The organism is Pseudomonas sp. NFR09 (assembly GCF_900111535.1).
Taxonomy (GTDB): Bacteria; Pseudomonadota; Gammaproteobacteria; order Pseudomonadales; family Pseudomonadaceae; genus Aquipseudomonas; species Aquipseudomonas extremorientalis.
In genome coordinates this window covers 15393-36646 of sequence record NZ_FOIH01000007.1, presented here as the reverse complement: position 1 = coordinate 36646, position 21254 = coordinate 15393, and the positions used below count along the sequence as shown (strand labels likewise).

At 63.8% G+C, this 21254-nt stretch carries 15 protein-coding genes and 1 pseudogene; 14 read left to right on the top strand and 2 right to left on the bottom strand.

The window, feature by feature from the left end; all coding sequences use genetic code 11:
• Nucleotides 1-9: 9 nt before the first annotated feature.
• The 5 genes from moaB to BMX59_RS16415 are packed head-to-tail and all read left to right on the top strand — an operon-like array spanning nucleotide 10 to nucleotide 4154.
• On the top strand, nucleotides 10-564 hold the full coding sequence (gene moaB / locus BMX59_RS16435; protein WP_093123484.1) for a molybdenum cofactor biosynthesis protein B: 555 nt from the start codon (nucleotides 10-12) through the stop codon (nucleotides 562-564).
• Entirely contained in the window at nucleotides 561-1787 is a 1227-nt protein-coding gene (gene glp, locus BMX59_RS16430) for a molybdopterin molybdotransferase MoeA (RefSeq protein WP_093123481.1), read from the top strand. Before moaB ends, glp begins: the two co-directional genes overlap by 4 nt.
• A gap of 9 nt (nucleotides 1788-1796) precedes the next feature.
• Entirely contained in the window at nucleotides 1797-2792 is a 996-nt protein-coding gene (locus BMX59_RS16425; RefSeq protein WP_092245410.1) for a ubiquinone anaerobic biosynthesis protein UbiU, read from the top strand.
• Between the two features lie 10 nt (nucleotides 2793-2802).
• The gene (locus BMX59_RS16420; RefSeq protein ID WP_092245413.1) at nucleotides 2803-3693 is read left to right on the top strand and encodes a U32 family peptidase; all 891 of its coding nucleotides are present in this window, start codon (nucleotides 2803-2805) and stop codon (nucleotides 3691-3693) included.
• Nucleotides 3687-4154, top strand: a complete 468-nt coding sequence (locus tag BMX59_RS16415) for a ubiquinone anaerobic biosynthesis accessory factor UbiT (RefSeq protein WP_092245416.1) — start codon at nucleotides 3687-3689, stop codon at nucleotides 4152-4154. The genes BMX59_RS16420 and BMX59_RS16415 overlap by 7 nt, the downstream gene beginning before the upstream one ends.
• A 425-nt stretch (nucleotides 4155-4579) precedes the next feature.
• Here BMX59_RS16415 and narL read toward each other — a convergent pair whose 3' ends face one another.
• Complete coding sequence (gene narL / locus BMX59_RS16410; protein WP_092245419.1) at nucleotides 4580-5227, bottom strand: two-component system response regulator NarL; 648 nt, start codon at nucleotides 5225-5227, stop codon at nucleotides 4580-4582.
• A complete protein-coding gene (locus tag BMX59_RS16405; RefSeq protein ID WP_093123475.1) occupies nucleotides 5224-7026 on the bottom strand; it encodes a HAMP domain-containing protein in 1803 nt (600 codons plus the stop codon). The genes narL and BMX59_RS16405 overlap by 4 nt, the downstream gene beginning before the upstream one ends.
• 310 nt (nucleotides 7027-7336) lie before the next feature.
• On the opposite strand from BMX59_RS16405, the gene BMX59_RS16400 reads away from it, so the two are divergent.
• From BMX59_RS16400 to BMX59_RS16360, 9 genes and pseudogenes are all read left to right on the top strand, one after another.
• On the top strand, nucleotides 7337-8587 hold the full coding sequence (locus BMX59_RS16400; protein WP_093123471.1) for an MFS transporter: 1251 nt from the start codon (nucleotides 7337-7339) through the stop codon (nucleotides 8585-8587).
• A 2-nt stretch (nucleotides 8588-8589) separates the two neighbouring features.
• A complete protein-coding gene (locus tag BMX59_RS16395) occupies nucleotides 8590-9987 on the top strand; it encodes a NarK family nitrate/nitrite MFS transporter (RefSeq protein WP_093123467.1) in 1398 nt (465 codons plus the stop codon).
• 57 nt (nucleotides 9988-10044) lie between these two features.
• The gene (locus tag BMX59_RS16390; RefSeq protein WP_093123462.1) at nucleotides 10045-13818 is read left to right on the top strand and encodes a nitrate reductase subunit alpha; all 3774 of its coding nucleotides are present in this window, start codon (nucleotides 10045-10047) and stop codon (nucleotides 13816-13818) included.
• Between the two features lies 1 nt (nucleotide 13819).
• Complete coding sequence (narH, locus tag BMX59_RS16385) at nucleotides 13820-15358, top strand: nitrate reductase subunit beta (protein WP_092245433.1); 1539 nt, start codon at nucleotides 13820-13822, stop codon at nucleotides 15356-15358.
• A 3-nt stretch (nucleotides 15359-15361) separates the two neighbouring features.
• Complete coding sequence (gene narJ / locus BMX59_RS16380) at nucleotides 15362-16117, top strand: nitrate reductase molybdenum cofactor assembly chaperone (RefSeq protein WP_092245436.1); 756 nt, start codon at nucleotides 15362-15364, stop codon at nucleotides 16115-16117.
• Entirely contained in the window at nucleotides 16110-16790 is a 681-nt protein-coding gene (gene narI / locus BMX59_RS16375; RefSeq protein WP_093123456.1) for a respiratory nitrate reductase subunit gamma, read from the top strand. The genes narJ and narI overlap by 8 nt, the downstream gene beginning before the upstream one ends.
• Before the next feature lie 10 nt (nucleotides 16791-16800).
• Nucleotides 16801-17616, top strand: a complete 816-nt coding sequence (locus BMX59_RS16370; RefSeq protein ID WP_092245442.1) for a peptidylprolyl isomerase — start codon at nucleotides 16801-16803, stop codon at nucleotides 17614-17616.
• A gap of 1 nt (nucleotide 17617) precedes the next feature.
• On the top strand, nucleotides 17618-18604 hold the full coding sequence (gene moaA / locus BMX59_RS16365; RefSeq protein ID WP_093123450.1) for a GTP 3',8-cyclase MoaA: 987 nt from the start codon (nucleotides 17618-17620) through the stop codon (nucleotides 18602-18604).
• Nucleotides 18605-19241: 637 nt separating this feature from the next.
• Nucleotides 19242-21250, top strand: a pseudogene (locus BMX59_RS16360) (ribonucleoside triphosphate reductase).
• Nucleotides 21251-21254: the final 4 nt, after the last annotated feature.

Genomic DNA, 21254 nt, shown 5'->3' with positions numbered 1-21254 from the left:
GCCTGGATCATGGCCCATCTGACCCAATGCAGTTTCGTTTCCCTGAACATCGCGGTGCTGACCATCAGCGACACCCGCACCTACGACACCGACACCTCCGGGGACACCCTGGTGGACCGCCTGCAACGTGCCGGCCACATGCTGATCGACCGGGGCATCGTGATGGATGACATCTACCAGATCCGCGCACGCGTCTCGCAATGGATCGCCGACCCCCAGGTGCAAGTGGTGCTGATGACCGGCGGCACCGGCTTCACCGCGCGCGACAACACGCCCCAGGCGGTGTTGCCGCTGCTGGACAAACAGGTGGATGGCTTTGGCGAGTTGTTCCGCCAGGTATCGCTGGCGGAAATCGGCATGTCGACCCTGCAATCCCGGGCCCTGGCCGGTTTCAGCAACGGCGTGCTGGTGTGCTGCATGCCCGGTTCGCCGGGGGCCTGTCGCACCGCCTGGGACCAGATCCTGGTTGGCCAGTTGGACAGCCGTACCGGCCCGTGCAATTTTGCGCCGCACCTCAAGCCGCAACTCGATCAGATACTCGCTGCTTGTGAGACGCGCTCATGAGCCCCTGCGACAGCGGCGACCTGCTGCCGGTGGAAGAGGCCATCGAGCAGTTGCTGGCCCAGGCGCCGCCGCCACCGGCCACCGAAATGCTTGCGTTGGCCCAGGCCCTGGGCCGGGTGACCGCCGAAGAGGTGTTCTCGCCCCGCGACCTGCCGGGTTGGGACAACAGCGCCATGGACGGCTACGCCCTGCGCGCGTTTGACGTGCCGGAGCAGGGCGGCTACCTGGAAGTGGTCGGGCGGATCGCCGCCGGGCACAGCACGGATGTGCCGTTGCAGCCCGGGCAAGCCGTGCGCATCTTCACCGGCGCGCCGCTGCCGCCGGGCGCCGATAGCGTGGTGCCGCAGGAACGCTGCCGGGTGTATGGCCAGCGCATCTGGTGCCCGCCGTTGCGCCTGGGCGAACACGTTCGCAAGCGCGGCGAAGAGCTGCAACGCGGGCAACGGGTACTGAGCGCCGGCAAACGCCTGCGCGCCCAGGAGCTCGGCCTGCTGGCGGCGGCGGGCATTCCCCGGGTCAAGGTCTACCGGCCACTGCGCGTGTGCCTGCTCAGCAGTGGCGATGAACTGCGCGAGCCGGGCGAGTCGCTGGCGCCGGGGCAGATCTACAACAGCAATCGCTACCTTGTGGCGGCGTTGCTGCGTGGCTGGGGCGTGGAGGTACACGACTACGGCGTGATGGCCGACGCCCTGGCGGCCAGCCGCGATGCGTTGATGCTGGCCTCGTCTGAGTGCGACCTGCTGCTGACCACCGGCGGCGTGTCGGTGGGTGAAGAGGACCATCTCAAACAGGCGATCCAGGCACTGGGCAAGGTCGAGTTCTGGCGCCTGGCGATCCAGCCCGGCAAACCCCTGGCGTTCGGCCAAGTGGCCGGCAAACCCTGGATCGGCCTGCCGGGCAACCCCACCGCCGCGCTGGTCACCACGCTGATCGTGGCGCGCCCGTTCCTGCTGCGCGCCCAAGGTGTGGAGCGGGTGTTGCCGGTGCCTGTCAGCGTGCCGGCGGCCTTCGAGTGGCTCAAACCCAACAAGCGCCGCCAGTACCTGCGTGCGCGCTTGAGCCCCGACAGCGATGGGCAGCTGCGCGCCATCCTGCACCCCCAGCAAAGCTCGGCGATGCTCGCCGCCGCCTGCTGGGCCGATGGCCTGGTGATCGTCGAGCGCGAGCAGCAGGTGCTCAAGGGCGCGGCCGTGCCATTCCTGTCGTTTGCCGATTTTCAATAAGGAGCCACCATGCAACTGGTCTGCCCGGCAGGCAACCTGCCTGCGCTGAAAGCCGCTGTACGCCAAGGCGCCGACGCGGTGTACGTGGGTTTTCGCGATGACACCAATGCCCGGCACTTCGCCGGGCTGAACATGGACGACAAGCAGTTCGACGCTGCTGTCGCCCATATCCGCCAGCACCAGCGCAAGCTCTACGTGGCGGTCAACACCTACCCGCAACCGAAAATCTGGTCGCGCTGGCAACGCGCCGTGGACCGTGCCGCCGACCATGGCGTGGACGCCCTGATCGCCGGCGACCCCGGCGTGCTCGGCTACGCCGCGCAACGTCATCCACAGCTGGCGTTGCACCTGTCGGTGCAGGGCTCGGCCACCCATGCGGCGGCGTTGAAATTCTATGTGGAGCGCTACGGCATCCGGCGCGCCGTGTTGCCTCGGGTGTTGTCGTTGGCCCAGGTCAAGCAGGTGGCGGCCAGCGGCACGGTGCCCATCGAGGTGTTCGGCTTTGGCAGCCTGTGCATCATGGCCGAAGGGCGTTGCCATCTGTCCTCCTACATCACCGGCGAATCCCCCAACCTGTGCGGCGTGTGTTCGCCGGCCAAGGCGGTGCGCTGGAGCGAGGACGCCGATGGCCTCAGCGCACGCCTGAGCGAAGTGCTGATCGACCGCTACACCCCGGACGAACCCGCCGGCTACCCGACCCTGTGCAAGGGCCGCTTCCTGGTGGGCGGCAAGCGCTTCCATGCGCTGGAAGAGCCCACCAGCCTCGACACCCTGGACCTGTTGCCCGAACTCAGTGCCATCGGCGTGGAAGCGGTGAAGATCGAAGGCCGGCAACGCAGCCCGGCCTATGTGGAGCAAGTTACCCGCGTATGGCGCGCCGCCCTCGACGCCCATCGCAGCAGCCCGGCCCATTTCGCGGTCCAGGACCAATGGCGCCAGGTGCTTGCCGGGCTTTCCGAAGGCAGCCAGACCACCCTGGGGGCTTACCATCGTGCATGGCAATGAGGACACACACATGAAACTCAGCCTGGGACCGGTGCTGTTTTATTGGGACAAGGAACAGTTGGGGCGCTTCTACGCCGACATGGCCGCCTTGCCCCTGGACGTGATTTACCTGGGGGAAACCGTGTGCGCCAAACGCCGCGCGCTGAACCTGGATCAATGGCTGGGCCTGGGGCGTGAGTTGCAGGCGTGCAGCCCGGCGCAGATCGTGCTGTCGAGCCTCACCCTGATCGAAGCCGCCTCCGAACTCTCCAGCCTGCGCCGCCTGTGCGACAACGGCGAGTTGCTGGTGGAGGCCAACGACATGGGCGCCGTGCAGTTGCTGATCGAGCGCAAAGTGCCCTTTGTCGGTGGCCCGGCGCTCAACCTCTACAACGGCCACGCTCTGGTGCAACTGCTCGACGCAGGCATGCAACGCTGGGTGCCGCCGGTGGAATGCTCCCACGGGCTGATCGCCGATGTGCTGGAGCAGGTCCGCGAACTGGGGCGGCCGCTGCCCGAGGTGGAGATCTTCGCCTACGGCCATTTGCCCCTGGCGTACTCGGCGCGCTGCTTCAGCGCCCGTGCGGAAAACCGGCCCAAGGACGACTGTCAGTTCTGTTGCATCAATTACCCGGATGGCATGGCGTTGACCAGCCAGGAGGGGCAGGCGCTGTTTACCTTGAATGGGATTCAGACGATGTCCGCCGAGGTGACCAACTTGCTGGCGGACTATCCCGGTCTGGTGGCCTGTGGCGCCGACCTGTTGCGCCTGAGCCCACGCGCCGAGGGCATGGCCGAGGTGGTGCGTGCCTTCGACGAGGTGCGCCAGGGAGCCACGCCGCCGTTGGTGGTGAGTGGCTGCAACGGTTACTGGCATGGGCAGGCCGGCATGTTACGGGTCGAGGAGGTGGGGTTGTGTTGAGTCGCAAGCAATGGTTGCTCAAGGGCGCTGACCGGGTATTGCCGCTGGTTCGCCGTGTGCCTTTCGCAGTGCAGCGCCTGGCGTTGCAACAGGGGCTCAACCGCTGCCTGGCCGAGCCGCTGCGCGACGGCGGTTTTGACCTGCTGCGCGGGCGCTGGCTGTGCCTGCGCATTCCGGACCTGGGTTTGTGCTGGTACCTGACATTGACGCGGGACGGGTTGCGGATTGCGCAGAAGGCGCAGGCCCAGGTGACCATCAGCGGCAATTGGCGCGAATTTCTATTGCTGGCCAGTCGGCAGGAAGACCCGGATACGTTGTTCTTCCGGCGGCGCCTGGTGATCGAAGGGGACACGGAGCTGGGGTTGGGTTTGAAGAACCTGATCGACAGCCTCGACCCGGAGGTCTTGCCGCCCTGGTTGTGGCGCAATCTGGAGCGGGCCGGGCGCGGGCTTGCGACCTGACGGCATCTGCGCCCTGGGGGTTGGGGTATGCCTCGTTGGGGGGCTCGGTGGGCATATGTCGGTGGGCATATCCGTTTCTTCGGTAACGGCCGCCTATGGTTCCGCCCTTACGGCGGGTCACTTTTGAAAAGAGCCCAAAAGTAACCAAACCAGGATGAACGCGGCGACCTCACTGTTTTTTGGGGCTGCTTCGCAGCCCGACGCGGGGCAAGCCCGCTCGCCACAGTAAGTGGGTTACACAGCACAAAAAGCGTATCTGCGATGCGCAGCGAGTCGCTCTTGCTTTTGATCTTCGGCGCCCCGTCAACCCTGTGTCCGGTCCATACAGCGCTCTTCCAAAAGTGACCCGCTGTAAGAGCGGAACCGTCAGCAGCCGTTACCTAAATAACGGATATGTACTCACACCCCTCAACCTCAAAAAAAACTCACCCGACCTGCCTCAAATGCTCCATCGCCCAAACCGCCGCTTCCACCCGCGACCTCAACCCCAGCTTATGCAGCAAATTCTTCACATGCACCTTCACCGTCCCCTCGGTAATCCCCAACTTATGCCCGATCACCTTGTTGCTGTAGCCACTGGCAATCGTCTTCAACACCTGCCGCTCCCGCTCGGTCAATTCCACCGCCGCATGGGGTTGCGGCGAGCGCAACGCCTGGGCCAGGACCCTGGTCAAGCCAGGGCTGATCACCAATGCACCATGCAACGCATCACGGATAAACTCGACCACCAATTCCGGTTCCATGTCCTTGAGCAGGTACCCATTGGCATCCAGGCGCAGCGCATCGCGAATATCGTCTTCAGCGTCGGACACGGTAAACAGCAACACCTTGCCCGCGTAGTCCATGGCCCGCAGGCGGCGCAGGGTTTCCAGGCCGTTCATCTGCGGCATGTTGTTGTCCAGCAGCACCAGGTCCGGTTGCAGGCTGGCGATCCGGTCGAGGGCTTCCTGGCCGTTGCCGGCCTCGCCGACCACGTGCAGGTCATCTTCCAGTTCGAGGATCTGGCGCATGCCGTGGCGCATCATCGGGTGGTCGTCGACCAGCAGGATCCGGTGACGAAGAGGGACGTTCATGAGGTGCTGCCTTGTAGGGTGTGGCCGAGGAATTCCGGCTGGAAACGCAGTTGCACGCGGGTGCCCTGGGGCTCGCGTGGGCTGATCTCAAGCAGGCCGTGCAGGCTGCGGGCGCGTTCGTCCATGATGGTCAGGCCGTGGTGTTCGCGCTGGTCGACGGCGCCGCAGAAGCCCCGGCCATCATCTTCGATGCTCAGGCTCACGGTTTCGCCGACCTGGCGCAGTTGCAGCCAGGCATTCTGTGCATGGGCGTGGCGCAGGCAGTTGGACAGCGCCTCGCGGGTGATCTGCAGCATGTGAATCTGCTCGCTGGCCGACAGCTGGAAGGCCAGGGCGTCCGCGTGCAAGTGCACCTGGAATTCGCCGCGTCGGGAGAATTCTTCGGCGGTGTCCTGCAGCTCCTGCACCAGCCCGGCGTCGTGGATCTGCAGGCGGAAGGTGGTGAGCAATTCGCGCAGTTGGCGGTAGGCGTTGTTCAGGCCATCGCGCAGTTCGCTGGTGACGGAGGCCAGGGTTTCCACCGGCTCGCCACGGCGGATCAGGGTTTGCATGCGGCTCACTTGCAGCTTCATGTAGGACAGCGCCTGGGCCAGGGAGTCGTGCAGTTCGCGGGCGATGATGGTGCGCTCGTCCAGCAGCAACAGGCGGTGGTCCTGCTCGCGCTGGCGCTTGAGCGACAGCGAGGTGCCGATCAGGTTGGCCAGGGCCTGGATCAGTTGTTTTTCCCAGTCCTGGGGCGGGTGGCCATCGAGGAAGTGCGCCTTGAGTTCGCCCAGTTCCGTGCCCTGGTTACTGATACTGAACACCTGCGGTGGTGCGGCCTTGTGTTTCTGGCAGGTGGCGCAGTCGCCGATGGCGCACACGTTGCGGCTGTTCTCGCCGTGCAGGGCCAGCATCTGCTGGGCCGGGGCAAGGAAGTGACCTTGCAGGCACAGCGACAGGCGCAGGCCCGGCAGGCGTTTCTGGAAGCGCCGGATCAGTTCATCCAGGCCCTCGGCGTTGGCCAGGCGCGTGGCCAGGCTGCGGCTGCTCTGGTAGAGCAACTCCAGGGCAGCATTGGCCTGTTGCAGGTTGAGGGTCTTGAGCTGTACCTGGGTTTCCAGGGTGCGATGGGAGGCCTCGATGGTCTCGGCCATGGCGTTGAAACTCAGGGCCAGTTGACCCAGTTCATCCTCGGAGCGGTGGTTGACCCGGGTCTTGAAGTCGCCGTCGCGAAAACGCCGGGTGGCGTGCACCAGTTCTTCCAGCGGGTTGACCACGCCGTACTGCAACTCGTACAGACCGAGCAGCAGGATGATCAAGGTGCTGAACAATGCCAGGCCCTGGATGCCTTGCTGCCAGCTCTGCTTCTGTTCGCTCTGTTGCTGCAACAGGCTGACGAACTGGTTCAGTTGCTCGACGAACGCCGGCGCGCGGGCCTGGAACAAGTCGGCATCACCGCGGATTACCGCCGGGCGCAGTTCGCTGTCCCAGCGCTGACGGATCTGCTGGTAACTCTGCAACAGGGCGCTTTGCGGGCCGTCTTCCAGCGCCGCCTTGAGCGAGGGGCTGTCGAGCCGGCGTTGCAGGCTCTGGCTGACCTCGGCGACCTCATCCGCGCGCGCGCCGGCCGCCAGCTTCCAGCTGAGGTGGTAGGTCTCCATGCGCACCGAGCCTGCGGTGTTGATCGCTGCGGCGTCGCCCTGGCTGAACCAGGCGATCAGCCCGGCGCTGAGGGAGCTGGCCAGGGCCAGGATCGCGATCAGGATCACCGCCAGGCCGGCGCGGGCGGGCAGGGAGCTGCGCAGCCAGTCAAGCATGACGGTGCAGTCGGAGTGGATGGCAGAGCAGCATGGTCGCACCTGGAGCGGGAAAGGGGGGTGTCAATGGCCTTCCCTGGCGCACTACCTCTAAAGAATTGCCGGCGAACCCTCCCACGGACAAAAGCCGGCACAAGAGAACAATCCATTGATAAATAAAGGCTTTCTCTTGTTCTGGTGCCTACCTCCTTGGAGGTAGACGCGGCGAGCATAGCCCCATACCCACCCGGCGGACGTTGACCTGGGTCAAGTTCCACCCAAGTGCCGCCCCTAACCTGCGCCCATGGAATCACTTTCTGGAGCGCATACCGTGACTCAACCCCGTATAAGACAAGGCCTGGTGCTGGGCATGAGCACCCTGGCCTTCACCGTCTGCTTTATGGTGTGGATGATGTTCGCCGTGCTTGGCGTGCCCATCAAGGAGCTGCTGCAACTCAACGAAACCCAGTTCGGCCTGCTGGCCGCTACGCCGGTATTGACCGGCTCCCTGGTACGCCTGCCACTGGGGCTGCTCACCGACCGTTTCGGCGGGCGCATCGTGTTCTTCCTGCTGATGCTCGCCTGCGTGTTGCCGCTGTACCTGATCACCTACGCCACCGCCTACTGGCAGTTCCTGGTGCTGGGCCTGTTTGTCGGCCTGGCCGGCGGCTCGTTTTCGGTGGGCATCGCCTACGTCGCCAAATGGTTCGACAAGCACAACCAGGGCTTCGCCATGGGCGTGTTCGGCGCCGGCAACGCGGGGGCGGCGGTGACCAAGTTTCTCGCGCCGGGCCTGATCGCCCTCGGCACCTGGCACCTGGTGCCCAAGGTGTTCAGCGCGATCCTGTTTATCACCGCGCTGCTGTTCTGGTTCCTCACCAGCGAAAACAAGGCCCACCGCAGCGCCGGCGGCGCTTCCTTGCGCCAGCAGTTGCTGTGCCTCAAAGACCCGGCCGTGTGGCGCTACTGCCAGTACTACTCGATTGTGTTCGGCGGCTATGTGGCGCTGGCGCTGTGGGTGACCAAGTACTACGTGCAGGAATACGGTTTCAGCCTGCAAAGCGCTGCGCTGCTGGCTGCGTGTTTCTCGCTGCCGGGTGGTGTGCTGCGCGCCGTGGGCGGCTGGATGTCCGACCGCTGGGGCGCGCAGAGCGTGACCTGGTGGGTGTTGTGGGTGAGCTGGGTGTGCCTGTTCCTGCTCAGCTACCCGCAGACCCAACTGCAGGTGATGACCGTCAACGGCCCGCTGGATTTCCACATCGGCCTCACCCCTGCGCTGTTCACCGTGCTGCTGTTCGTGATGGGCATCGCCTTCGCGTTCGGCAAGGCCTCGGTGTTCAAGTACATCGCCAATGACTACCCGCAAAACATGGGCGCAGTGTCCGGCATCGTCGGCCTGGCCGGTGGTCTGGGTGGCTTTGTGCTGCCGATTATGTTCGGCGCCCTGGTGGACCTCACCGGCGTGCGCTCTTCCTGCTTCATGTTGATGTACGGCGTGGTCTGGGTGTCCCTGGCCTGGATGTACTTCAGCGAAATCCGCAAACAACCGCTGCTCGGCAAGCCCGCGCTCCAAGGAGAATGATCATGTCCATTGCGCAAAAGCCCACCTCGGGCCCGGTGATCCATGACTGGCGCCCCGAAGACCCGGCGTTCTGGGGCGCCAGCGGCAAGAAGACCGCCACCCGCAACCTGTGGATCTCGATCCCCGCGCTGTTGCTGGCCTTTGCCGTGTGGATGGTGTGGAGCACGGTGATCGTGCGCCTCAACGCCATCGGCTTCAGCTTCAGCACCGACCAACTGTTCTGGCTGGCGGCACTGCCGGGCCTGTCTGGCGCGACGTTGCGGGTGTTCTACTCGTTCATGGTGCCGATCTTCGGCGGGCGCCGCTGGACCGCCCTGAGTACCGCGTCGTTGCTGCTGCCGTCGCTGTGGATGGGCTTCGCGGTGCAGGACCCCGACACGCCGTACAGCGTGTTCGTATTGATCGCGTTGCTGTGCGGTTTCGGCGGCGGCAACTTCGCTTCGAGCATGTCCAACATCAGCTTTTTCTACCCCAAGGCGCAGCAGGGCACCGCCCTCGGTTTGAACGCCGGCCTGGGTAACCTGGGCGTGTCGGTGATGCAGTTCTGCGTGCCGCTGGTGATCACCTTCGGGGTGTTCGGCCTGATGGGCGGGCAACCGCAAACCCTGGCCGACGGAAGCCAGCTGTGGTTGCAGAACGCCGGTTTCATCTGGGTGCCGTTCATCCTCACCGTCACCGTGGCCGCGTGGTTCGGCATGAATGACCTGTCCAGCGCCCGTGCGTCGTTCAGCGACCAGGCGGTGATCTTCAAACGCAAGCACAACTGGCTGATGTGCTGGTTGTACCTCGCGACCTTCGGTTCATTCATCGGTTTTTCGGCGGCGTTCCCGCTGCTGATCAAGACCTCGTTTCCCGAGGTGGTGGCGCTGAAATTCGCCTTCCTCGGCCCGCTGGTGGGCGCGCTGGTACGCCCGCTCGGCGGCTGGCTGGCGGACAAACTGGGCGGTGCGCGGGTGACCCTGTGGAACTTCGTGCTGATGATCGCGATGGTGTTCGGCGTGCTGCACTTTCTGCCGCAGAACGGGCAGGGCGGCAGCTTCTACGGCTTTCTCGGCCTGTTCATGCTGCTGTTCATTACCACCGGCATCGGCAACGGCTCCACCTTCCGCATGATCCCGGTGATCTTCCGCACCCTTCACGAGAAGGCCAGTGCCGGCAGACCCGCTGCGGTGCGTGAACAGGCCCTGAAGGATGCCGGCAAGGAATCAGCTGCGGTGCTGGGGTTCAGCTCGGCCATGGGCGCGTTCGGCGCGTTCTTCATCCCCAAATCCTTCGGCAGTTCCATGGCCGCCACTGGCAGCCCGGCCATGGCCTTCTACATGTTTGTCGGTTTCTACCTGAGCTGCATCGTCGTGACCTGGTGGTGGTACGCCCGCAAGGGCTGCGCCACACCCTGCTAGTCCGACCTGAATTCGCGGGGCAACGCACCCCACGGCACGCCTGATGAGGAAAGCACCATGAGTCACTTACTGGATCAACTGCGGTTCTTCAACCGCAAGCAAGACGAGTTCTCCGACGGCCACGGCGAGACCCGCAAGGAGTCCCGCGACTGGGAAAACGTCTACCGTTCGCGCTGGCAGTACGACAAGATCGTGCGCTCCACCCACGGGGTGAACTGCACCGGCTCGTGCTCGTGGAAGATCTACGTGAAGAACGGCCTGATCACCTGGGAAACCCAGCAGACCGACTACCCGCGCACCCGCAACGACCTGCCCAACCACGAACCCCGTGGCTGCCCGCGTGGCGCCAGCTACAGCTGGTACATCTACAGCGCCAACCGGCTCAAGTACCCGAAGATCCGCAAGCCGTTGCTCAAGCTGTGGCGTGAAGCGCGCCTGACCATGGCCCCGGTGGAGGCCTGGGCGAGCATTGTCGAGGACAAGGCCAAGGCCGAGTCGTACAAGAGCAAGCGCGGCATGGGCGGTTTCATTCGCTCCAACTGGGAGGAGGTCAACGAGATCATCGCTGCCTCCAACGTCTACACTATCAAGCAATACGGGCCGGACCGCATCGTCGGCTTCTCGCCGATCCCGGCCATGTCCATGGTCAGCTACGCCGCCGGCTCGCGTTACCTGTCGCTGCTGGGCGGGGTGTGCCTGAGTTTCTATGACTGGTACTGCGACCTGCCACCGGCCTCGCCGATGGTGTGGGGCGAGCAGACCGACGTGCCGGAATCGGCCGACTGGTACAACTCCAACTACATCATTGCCTGGGGTTCCAACGTCCCGCAGACCCGTACGCCGGACGCGCATTTCTTCACCGAGGTGCGCTACAAGGGCACCAAGACCGTGGCCATCACCCCCGACTATTCGGAAGTGGCCAAGCTCACCGACCTGTGGCTCAACCCCAAGCAGGGTACCGACGCGGCGTTGGCCCAGGCCTTCAATCATGTGATCTTCAAGGAGTTCCATCTCGACCACCCGAGTACCTATTTCACCGACTACGCCAAGCGCTTCACCGACCTGCCGGTGCTGGTGATGCTCAAACCCGTGACCGGGTTTGCCCCCGGCGCCGGCTTCCAGCCCGACCGCTTCCTGCGCGCCTCGGACCTCACCGGCAACCTGGGCCAGGACAACAACCCGGAATGGAAAACCATCGCCCTCGATGAGAGCGGTGAGCTGGTGTCGCCACAAGGTTCCATCGGCTACCGCTGGGGCGAGAAGGGCAAGTGGAATATTCTCGCCAAAGAGGGCGGCGAAGGCCGTGCCATCGACCTCAAGCTCAGCCTGATCGGCGCAGACGTGGCCGAAGTCGGCTTCCCGTACTTTGCCGGTGAAGCCCACGAACACTTCCAGCACGTGGCCGGTGACGCGGTGCAGTTCCGCCGCGTGCCGGTGCTCAACGTGACGTTGGCCGATGGCAGCGTGGCCAAGGTCGCCACGGTGTTCGACCTGTCGGCGGCCAACCTGGCCATCGACCGTGGCCTGGGCGGCCGCAACGTGGCCCGGGACTACGACGACGCCAGCGTACCGGGCACCCCGGCCTGGCAGGAAGCGATCACCGGCGTCAGCCGCGAGAAAGCCATCCAGATCGCCCGTGAGTTCGCCGACAACGCCGACAAGACCAAGGGGCGCTCAATGATCATCGTCGGCGCGGCGATGAACCACTGGTACCACATGGACATGAACTACCGCGGGCTGATCAACATGCTCATGCTCTGCGGTTGCGTCGGCCAGACCGGCGGCGGCTGGGCCCACTATGTCGGCCAGGAAAAACTGCGCCCGCAATGCGGCTGGTTGCCCCTGGCGTTCGGCCTGGACTGGAGCCGCCCGCCACGCCAGATGAACGGCACCAGCTTCTTCTACGGCCACAGCTCGCAGTGGCGCCACGAAAAAATGAACATGCACGACGTGTTGTCGCCGATGGCGGACAAGTCGCAGTTCCCCACCCATGCACTGGACTACAACATCCGCGCCGAACGCGCCGGCTGGTTGCCCAGCGCGCCGCAACTGAACACCAACCCGCTGCATATCTGCCGGGACGCGGCCGCCGCCGGCATGGAGCCCAAAGACTACGTCATCAAGGCCTGGCAGGACGGCACCTTGCGCTTTGCCTGCGAGCAACCGGACAGCCCGGTGAACTTCCCGCGCAACATGTTCATCTGGCGTTCCAACCTGCTCGGTTCGTCGGGCAAGGGCCATGAGTACATGCTCAAGTACCTGCTCGGCACCAAGAACGGCGTGATGAACGAAGACATTGGCTTTGGCGGCGAAAGCAAGCCCACCGAAGCCGAATGGGTCGACGACGGCGCCATCGGCAAGCTCGACCTGGTGACCACCCTGGACTTCCGCATGTCGTCCACCTGCGTGTACTCCGACATCGTCTTGCCGACCGCCACCTGGTACGAAAAAGACGACATGAACACCTCGGACATGCACCCGTTCATCCACCCGTTGTCGGCAGCCATCGACCCGGCGTGGGAGTCGCGTTCCGACTGGGAAATCTACAAGGGCATTGCCAAGGCGTTCTCGGCCATGGCGGTCGGGCACCTGGGCGTCGAGCAGGACCTGGTGACCGTGCCGCTGATGCACGACAGCGTCGGCGAACTGGCCCAGCCGTTCGGTGGCACCGACTGGAAAAGCGCCGGTGTGGCGCCTGTACCCGGCAAGAACGCGCCGAACATGGCGGTGGTGGAGCGTGACTACCCGAACATCTACAAGAAATTCACCTCCCTTGGGCCCTTGCTGGAAAAACTCGGCAACGGCGGCAAGGGCATCAACTGGAACACCGATGACGAGGTGGCCTTCCTCGGCGAGCTGAACCATCACGAAGGCGACGCGGGCATCAGCCATGGCCGGCCGAAGATCGATACCGCCATCGATGCGGCCGAGGTGATCCTGTCCCTGGCCCCGGAAACCAACGGCCATGTGGCGGTCAAGGCCTGGGCGGCGCTGTCGGCCTTCACCGGCATCGACCACAGCCACCTGGCGCTGCCCAAGGCGCATGAGGCGATCCGCTTCCGCGACATCCAGGCGCAGCCGCGCAAGATCATCTCCAGCCCCACCTGGTCGGGCCTGGAAGACGACCACGTGAGCTACAACGCCGGCTACACCAACGTCCACGAAAACATCCCATGGCGCACCATCACCGGCCGCCAGCAGTTCTACCAGGACCACCCGTGGATGCAGGCGTTCGGCGAACAACTGATGAGCTACCGGCCACCGGTCAACACCCGCACCATCGAAGGGGTGAAGGGCAAGCGCAGCAATGGTGAGACCGAGATCGTGCTGAACTGGATTACCCCGCATCAGAAATGGGGCATCCACAGCACCTACAGCGACAACCTGCTGATGCTCACCCTGAGCCGTGGCGGGCCGATCGTGTGGCTCTCGGAGATCGACGCGAAACGCGCCGGCATCGAGGACAACGACTGGATCGAATGCTTCAACGTCAACGGCGCGCTGACCGCCCGCGCGGTGGTCAGCCAGCGCGTGAAGGAGGGCATGGTGATGATGTACCACGCCCAGGAACGCATCGTGAACGTGCCCGGTTCGGAGACCACCAAGACCCGTGGCGGCCATCACAACTCGGTGACCCGCGTGGTGCTCAAGCCGACCCACATGATCGGCGGCTACGCCCAGCAGGCCTACGGCTTCAACTATTACGGCACGGTCGGTTGCAACCGCGACGAGTTCGTCGTGGTGCGCAAGATGGCCAAGGTCGACTGGCTCGACGGTGCCACCGGCGATGACTTGCCGCGCCCATTGCCGACCGATATCGAGGAGAACTGAGATGAAGATTCGCTCACAGATCGGCATGGTGCTGAACCTGGACAAATGCATCGGCTGCCACACCTGCTCGATCACTTGCAAGAACGTGTGGACCAGCCGCGAAGGCATGGAGTACGCCTGGTTCAACAACGTCGAATCCAAGCCCGGCATCGGCTACCCCAAGGAGTGGGAAAACCAGGACAAATGGAAGGGCGGCTGGGTGCGCAACGCCAACGGCAGCATCAACCCGCGTATCGGCGGCAAGTTCCGCGTGCTGGCGAATATCTTCGCCAACCCGGACCTACCGAGCCTGGACGACTACTACGAGCCGTTCGACTTCGATTACCAGCACCTGCACACCGCGCCGTTGGGCGAGCACCAACCGACCGCGCGGCCGCGCTCGGTGGTGTCGGGCAAGCGCATGCAGAAAATCGAGTGGGGCCCGAACTGGGAGGAAATCCTCGGCACCGAGTTCGCCAAGCGCCGCAAGGACAAGAACTTCGACCAGATCCAGGCCGATATCTACGGCGAGTACGAAAACACCTTCATGATGTACCTGCCGCGCCTGTGCGAGCACTGCCTCAACCCGGCGTGCGCGGCGTCGTGCCCCAGTGGTGCGATCTACAAGCGTGAAGAAGACGGCATCGTGCTGATCGACCAGGAAAAATGCCGCGGCTGGCGTATGTGCATCAGCGGTTGCCCGTACAAGAAAATCTACTTCAACTGGAAGAGCGGAAAGTCCGAGAAATGCATCTTCTGCTACCCGCGCATTGAGGCCGGCATGCCCACCGTGTGTGCGGAAACCTGCGTCGGGCGCATCCGCTACCTCGGCGTTCTGCTCTACGACGCCGACCGCATCAGCGAAGTGGCGAGCACGGCCAGCGAGCACGACCTGTATGAAAAGCAACTGGAGATCTTCCTCGACCCGAATGACCCGGCGGTGATCCGCCAGGCCCTGGCCGATGGCGTGCCGCAGTCGGTGATCGACTCGGCGCAGCGTTCCCCCGTGTACAAAATGGCCGTGGACTGGAAGCTCGCACTGCCGCTGCACCCGGAATACCGCACCTTGCCGATGGTCTGGTACGTGCCGCCGCTGTCGCCGATCCAGAACGCTGCCGCTGCTGGCACCGTGGGCATGAACGGGGTGATTCCGGACGTGGACAGCCTGCGCATTCCGCTGCGCTACCTGGCCAACATGCTCACCGCCGGCGATGAGAAACCGGTCAAGCGTGCCCTCAAACGCCTGCTGGCGATGCGGGCTTTCAAGCGCTCGCAGCAGGTGGACGGCGTGCAGGACCTGCAAGTGCTCGAAGACGTGGGCCTGAGCGTGCCGCAGGTGGAAGAGATGTACCGCTACCTGGCGATTGCCAACTACGAAGACCGCTTTGTGGTGCCGAGCGCGCACCGTGAGGACGCCATGAGCGACGCCTTCGCCGAACGCTCCGGTTGCGGCTTCAGCTTTGGCAGCGGTTGCAGCGGCAGTTCCGACACCAACATGTTCGGTGCCAGGAAAGCCAACCGTCGCGACGTGCTGAAAACCGTCCAGATCTGGGAGGACTGAGCCATGCGCATTCTTAAAGTGATTTCGTTGCTGCTGGACTATCCCACCGAGGCCCTGGTGAATGGCCGCGATGAACTGGAGCAGGCAATTATCGAGTCGCGGGAAATCAGCCCCAAGCAACGCGGCGCGTTGTTCGAGCTGTTGGAGCTGATCTGCGCCAATGACCTGATGGATGGCCAGGAACACTACGGCGCGTTGTTCGGTCGTGGTCGTTCGCTGTCGCTGCTGCTGTTTGAACACGTGCACGGCGAGTCCCGGGATCGTGGCCAGGCGATGGTCGACATGATGGCCCAGTACGAGGCCGCGGGGTTTGCCATCGGCGTCAAGGAGCTGCCGGACTATATCCCGCTGTACCTGGAGTTCCTCTCCACCCGCGAAGACATCGAAGCCCGCGAAGGCCTGGCGGATGTGGCGCACCTGTTGGCGTTGCTTGCGGCGCGCCTGGAAGAGCGTGAGAGCGCCTACGCCAGTTGCATGCGTGCGCTGTTGCAGATCGCCGGCACCGAGCCGCACCAGGCCGTGGCCGAGGTGCGCGCCCAAGTGGCGGCCGAGCCACGCGACGACTCCCTCGAAGCCCTCGACAAGGTCTGGGAAGAGGAGGCCGTGGACTTTATGCAGGCCGAGCAGCAGGACCGTTGCAGCGCGATGCCAAGCGCACCCGGCAAGGCACGGGAAGAAAGCGCCGTGCCGCTGCATTGGGTGGATTTTCAGCAAGCAGCGCCGGCCGCCATGCCGGCCGGGGAGGTGGGTAATGTCTAAGTGGAATTTGCTGGTATTCGGGGTGTACCCCTATGTGGCCCTGGCGGTCTGTCTGCTGGGCAGTTGGGCGCGGTTCGACCTGTCGCAGTACACCTGGAAGGCCGGCTCCAGCCAGATGCTGAACAACCGTGGCATGCGCGTGGCGAGCAACTTTTTCCATATCGGCGTGCTGTTTGTGCTGGCCGGGCATTTTGTCGGCCTGCTCACACCGGCGTCGGTCTATCACCACGTAATCAGCACTGAAAACAAGCAACTGCTGGCGATGGTCTCCGGCGGATTCTTCGGCCTGCTGTGTCTGGTGGGGTTGCTGATGCTGGTCAAGCGTCGCTTGAGCGACCCGCGGGTACGCGCCACATCGAGTGCGTCGGACATCCTGGTCCTGCTGGTGCTGCTCGCGCAGTTACTGCTCGGTTTACTGACCATCGTCGCCTCGACCGGGCACATGGACGGCTCGGTGATGGTGATGCTCGCCGACTGGGCGCAGAACGTGGTGTTGCTGCGGCCGGTGCAGGCGGCGGAATCGATTGCGCCGGTGTCGCTGATCTACAAGGCCCACGTGGCATTGGGCTTGACCCTGTTCGTGCTGTTCCCGTTTACCCGCCTGGTGCACATGGTCAGCGCGCCGATCTGGTACCTGGGGCGGCGCTACCAAATCGTGCGGCAGAAGTCGTGAGGAGCGCGTGATGACCCAGCCTGAATTGATTGCCAGCAGTGAACAGGAATGGCCCATCGTCAGCGTCAACGGCGTGTCGATCACGCCCGAGGCGATGGCCCTGGAGTTGCAATACCACCCGGCCGAAAGCCGCGAAGCAGCGGTGTACCTGGCGGCCCGCGCCCTGGTGATTCGCGAGTTGCTGCAACAGCGCATTGCCGAGCTCGGCCTGACGGTGGACATCGCCCCCGGCGAGAACGAAGAGGAAGCGGCCACGCGCTTGCTGCTGGAGCGTGAAATCAGCGTGCCGCAGTGCGACGAAGCGACATGCCGGCATTACTTTGAGAGCAATCGCGGGCGCTTCCACAGCGCGCCGTTGCTGGCGGTGCGGCACATCCTGTTCGAGTGCGCGCCAGACGATGCCGAGGCGCGCCAGATGGCCCATGTGCAGGCGCAAATCCTGTTGCTGAGCCTGGCACAGACCCCCGGCGGTTTCGCCGAGCTGGCGCTGAAGTATTCGGCGTGCCCCTCCAAGGCCCAGGGCGGTTCGCTGGGCCAGATCAGCAAGGGCCAGACCGTGCCTGAACTGGAGCGCCAGCTGTTCACCCTGGCACCGGGCCTGGCCGACAAACCGTTGGAAAGCCGCTATGGCTGGCATGTGATCAGCATCGACCAGCGTATCGAAGGGCAGCCGTTGCCTTATGAAGCGGTGGCCGGGGCGATTCGCACCCAGCTGCAACAAGGCGTGTGGCAGAGGGCATTGGTGCAGTACCTGCAAACCCTGATCGGCGCGGCGGACATTCGTGGCCTTGCGCTGCAGGGCGCCGACTCGCCGCTGGTGCAGTGACATGAGCCTGGTGGATGGGCTCGGCCGTACCATCGATTACCTGCGCTTGTCGGTGACCGACCGGTGTGATTTTCGCTGTGTGTACTGCATGGCGAAGACCATGACCTTCCTGCCGCGCCAGCAGGTGTTGAGCCTGGAGGAACTGGAGCGCCTGGCCCGGCTGTTCGTGGGCCAGGGCGTGCGCAAGATCCGCCTGACCGGCGGTGAGCCGCTGATCCGGCCGGGGATTGTCGGGCTGTGCCGCAACATCGCGGCGCTGCCGGGCTTGCGTGAACTGGTGATGACCAGCAACGGCTCGCAACTGGCGCGATTGGCGCGCCCCCTGGTGGACGCAGGGGTCAAGCGCATGAACATCAGCCTCGACAGCCTGGACCCCGAGCGGTTTCGGGCGATCACCCGCAACGGTGACCTGCGCCAGGTACTGGACGGTATCGAGGCGGCGCGGGATGCGGGGTTCGAGCGGGTCAAGCTCAATTGCGTGGTGATGAAAGGGCGCAATTTCGACGAGGTGCCGGGGTTGGTGCGGTATGCGATCAAGCACGGGATCGATATCAGTTTTATCGAGGAAATGCCCTTGGGGGATGTGGGGCGTTCGCGCGGGGAGACGTTCTGTGCCAGTGATGACGTGCGTGGGGTGATTGCCCGTGAGCATGTGTTGCTCGACAGCACCGAGAGCAGCGGTGGGCCGGCCAGGTATGTGCGGTTGGTGGGGCATCCGCGGACGCGGATCGGGTTTATTTCGCCTAATTCGCAGAGTTTTTGCGGCAGTTGCAATCGGGTGCGGATGACGGTGGAGGGGCGGTTGTTGTTGTGTCTGGGGCAGGAGGATGCGCTGGACCTGCGTGGGTTGCTCAGGCGCTATCCCTTGGAGGATGGGCCGTTGGTTGAGGCGTTGCATCGGGCATTGCGGGGGAAGCCTTTGGGGCATGATTTTACGGGGGCGGGGGAGGTGCAGGTGGTGAGGTTTATGAGCGTGAGTGGGGGGTGATCGTGGGTTGTTTGGTCGTCGTGTACATATCCGTTTCTTCGGTCACGGCGGCTTATGGTTCCGCCGCAATGGGCCATCCATGGCCCAGTGCGGCTAACCCGGCGTCCTGCCGGGTTACCCACGGATTCAAGCCTGCGTTCGGCCAGCGTGTTTGACGGGGCGATCCCAGATCAAAAGCAAGAGCGCGGCGGCCTTAGAGCCGACCGGATTGTATGGCCGGTACTCGGTCAAAGTGTGGGAGGGGGCTTGCCCCCGATGGCAGTGGGTCAGTCACTGATGAGTTGGCTGACACACCGCCATCGGGGGCAAGCCCCCTCCCACAGTTTGATCTCCATACATCAGTTAGATATCCGCCTGCTTTTGATCTGCTTTTGATCTGGCTTTTGATTTTGATTTTAGGCGGCCCCCCAAATCACTGTCGAATTACGGGCACACCGAGCCTAAGCGAGGTGCCGAGTGTTAGGGCAAGAGCGTTTTGCTTACTTTTGTGCTTTTCAAAAGTGAGCCGCCGTTACCGAAGAAACGGATATGCCCCCGATCTGAAAAACCTTGACCCCGATCAAGGGCACCCAAGACCAATCTTCGTAATATCACCGCATATTGTGTTTAAAGACTAAAAAATACCTATATGTAGTGTTTGGAGCCTCCCCAATGCAAACCACGCTCACCCCCCTGGCCAGCACCCGCCTGCACAAACGCGACGGCACGCTCGTCCCCTTCGACGCCGAAAAAATCCGCCAGGCCCTGATCGCCGCCGGCACCGCCACCGGCGAATACCAGCCCCCCGACGTCGACCTGCTGCTGGGCGCCGTCCTGGCCCGCCTGAGGGGCATCGACCAACTGGACGTCGAACAAATCCAGGACAGTGTCGAACGCGTGTTGATGGACGCCGGCTACTTCCTGTCGATGCGCGCCTACATCGTCTACCGCGAACAACACGGCCGCCTGCGCCGCGACCGCAAGACCCTGGTGGAAGTCGCCACCTCCATGAACGAATACCTCGACCGCGAAGACTGGCGCGTGCAGGCCAATGCCAACCAGGGCTACTCCCTCGGTGGGCTGGTGCTGAATGTGGCGGGCAAGGTCACCGCCAATTACTGGCTGGATGAGGTCTACAGCGAGCAGATCGGCCGTGCGCACCGCGAAGCCGACCTGCATATCCATGACCTGGACATGCTCGCCGGTTACTGCGCCGGCTGGTCCCTGCGTTCGTTGTTGCACGAAGGCCTCAATGGCGTGCCGGGGCGTGTGGAGGCCGGGCCGCCCAAGCACTTGAGCAGCGCGCTCGGGCAGATGGTCAACTTCCTCGGCACCCTGCAGAACGAATGGGCCGGTGCACAGGCGTTCAGTTCCTTCGACACCTACCTGGCGCCCTATGTGCGCAAGGATCAGCTGAGCTATCCGCAAGTGCGCCAGGCGGTGCAGGAGTTCATCTACAACCTCAACGTGCCGTCACGCTGGGGCACCCAGACGCCGTTTACCAACCTGACGTTCGACTGGGTTTGCCCCGAAGATCTGCGTGAACAGGTGCCGGTGATCGGCGGCGAGGAAATGCCGTTTGCCTATGGCGACCTGCAAGCCGAAATGGCGTTGATCAACCGCGCCTACATCGAAGTGATGCAGGCCGGGGACGCCAAGGGCCGGGTGTTCACCTTCCCGATCCCGACCTACAACATCACTCATGATTTTCCCTGGGACAGTGACAACGCCGATCGCCTGTTCGAGATGACCGCACGTTACGGCCTGCCGTACTTCCAGAACTTCCTCAATTCGGACATGCAGCCCAACCAGGTGCGCTCGATGTGCTGTCGCCTGCAACTGGACGTGCGCGAATTGCTCAAGCGTGGCGGCGGGCTGTTTGGCTCGGCGGAGCAGACCGGCAGCCTGGGGGTGGTGACCATCAACTGTGCGCGCCTGGGCTACCTGTTCAAGGGTGACACCTCGGGCTTGCTGCAACGCCTGGACAGCCTGATGGACATGGCCATGGAGAGCCTGGAGGTCAAGCGCAAGGTGATCCAGCATCACATGGACGCCGGTCTCTACCCCTACACCAAGCGCTACCTGGGCACGCTGCGCAACCACTTCTCCACCATCGGCCTCAATGGCATGCACGAGATGCTGCGCAATTTCAGCGGCGATGAACAGGGCATGCACACCGAGCAGGGCCGCGCCTTTGCGCTCAAGTTGCTCGACCATGTGCGCGCCACCTTGCTGCGCTTCCAGGAGGACACCGGCCATCTCTACAACCTGGAGGCGACGCCGGCCGAAGGCACCACCTATCGCTTCGCCAAGGAAGACCGCAAGCGCTACCCCGGCATCCTGCAGGCGGGCAGCGATGTCGCGCCGTACTACACCAACTCGTCGCAACTGCCGGTGGGCTTTACCCAGGACCCGTTCGAAGCCCTGGAACTGCAAGACGAACTGCAATGCAAATACACCGGCGGCACCGTGTTGCACCTGTACATGGCCGAGCAGATTTCCTCGACCCAGGCCTGCAAGCAGTTGGTGCGCAAGGCGCTGGGGCGCTTCCGCCTGCCGTACCTCACGGTGACGCCGACGTTTTCGATCTGCCCGGTGCATGGCTATCTGGCCGGTGAACACGAGTTCTGCCCCAAGTGCGATGAAGTGCTGGCAGCCGTCCGTTAAACCA

What these genes read in the sequence shown, in the direction of transcription:
- narH (WP_092245433.1), top strand. Translation starts at nt 13,820, where the DNA reads ATGAAGATTCGCTCACAGATCGGCATGGTGCTGAACCTGGACAAATGC.
- narL (WP_092245419.1), bottom strand. Translation starts at nt 5,227, where the DNA reads ATGAACGTCCCTCTTCGTCACCGGATCCTGCTGGTCGACGACCACCCG.
- BMX59_RS16420 (WP_092245413.1), top strand. Translation starts at nt 2,803, where the DNA reads ATGAAACTCAGCCTGGGACCGGTGCTGTTTTATTGGGACAAGGAACAG.
- BMX59_RS16395 (WP_093123467.1), top strand. Translation starts at nt 8,590, where the DNA reads ATGTCCATTGCGCAAAAGCCCACCTCGGGCCCGGTGATCCATGACTGG.
- moaB (WP_093123484.1), top strand. Translation starts at nt 10, where the DNA reads ATGGCCCATCTGACCCAATGCAGTTTCGTTTCCCTGAACATCGCGGTG.
- BMX59_RS16390 (WP_093123462.1), top strand. Translation starts at nt 10,045, where the DNA reads ATGAGTCACTTACTGGATCAACTGCGGTTCTTCAACCGCAAGCAAGAC.
- BMX59_RS16370 (WP_092245442.1), top strand. Translation starts at nt 16,801, where the DNA reads ATGACCCAGCCTGAATTGATTGCCAGCAGTGAACAGGAATGGCCCATC.
- moaA (WP_093123450.1), top strand. Translation starts at nt 17,618, where the DNA reads ATGAGCCTGGTGGATGGGCTCGGCCGTACCATCGATTACCTGCGCTTG.
- BMX59_RS16425 (WP_092245410.1), top strand. Translation starts at nt 1,797, where the DNA reads ATGCAACTGGTCTGCCCGGCAGGCAACCTGCCTGCGCTGAAAGCCGCT.
- narJ (WP_092245436.1), top strand. Translation starts at nt 15,362, where the DNA reads ATGCGCATTCTTAAAGTGATTTCGTTGCTGCTGGACTATCCCACCGAG.
- BMX59_RS16405 (WP_093123475.1), bottom strand. Translation starts at nt 7,026, where the DNA reads ATGCTTGACTGGCTGCGCAGCTCCCTGCCCGCCCGCGCCGGCCTGGCG.
- glp (WP_093123481.1), top strand. Translation starts at nt 561, where the DNA reads ATGAGCCCCTGCGACAGCGGCGACCTGCTGCCGGTGGAAGAGGCCATC.
- narI (WP_093123456.1), top strand. Translation starts at nt 16,110, where the DNA reads ATGTCTAAGTGGAATTTGCTGGTATTCGGGGTGTACCCCTATGTGGCC.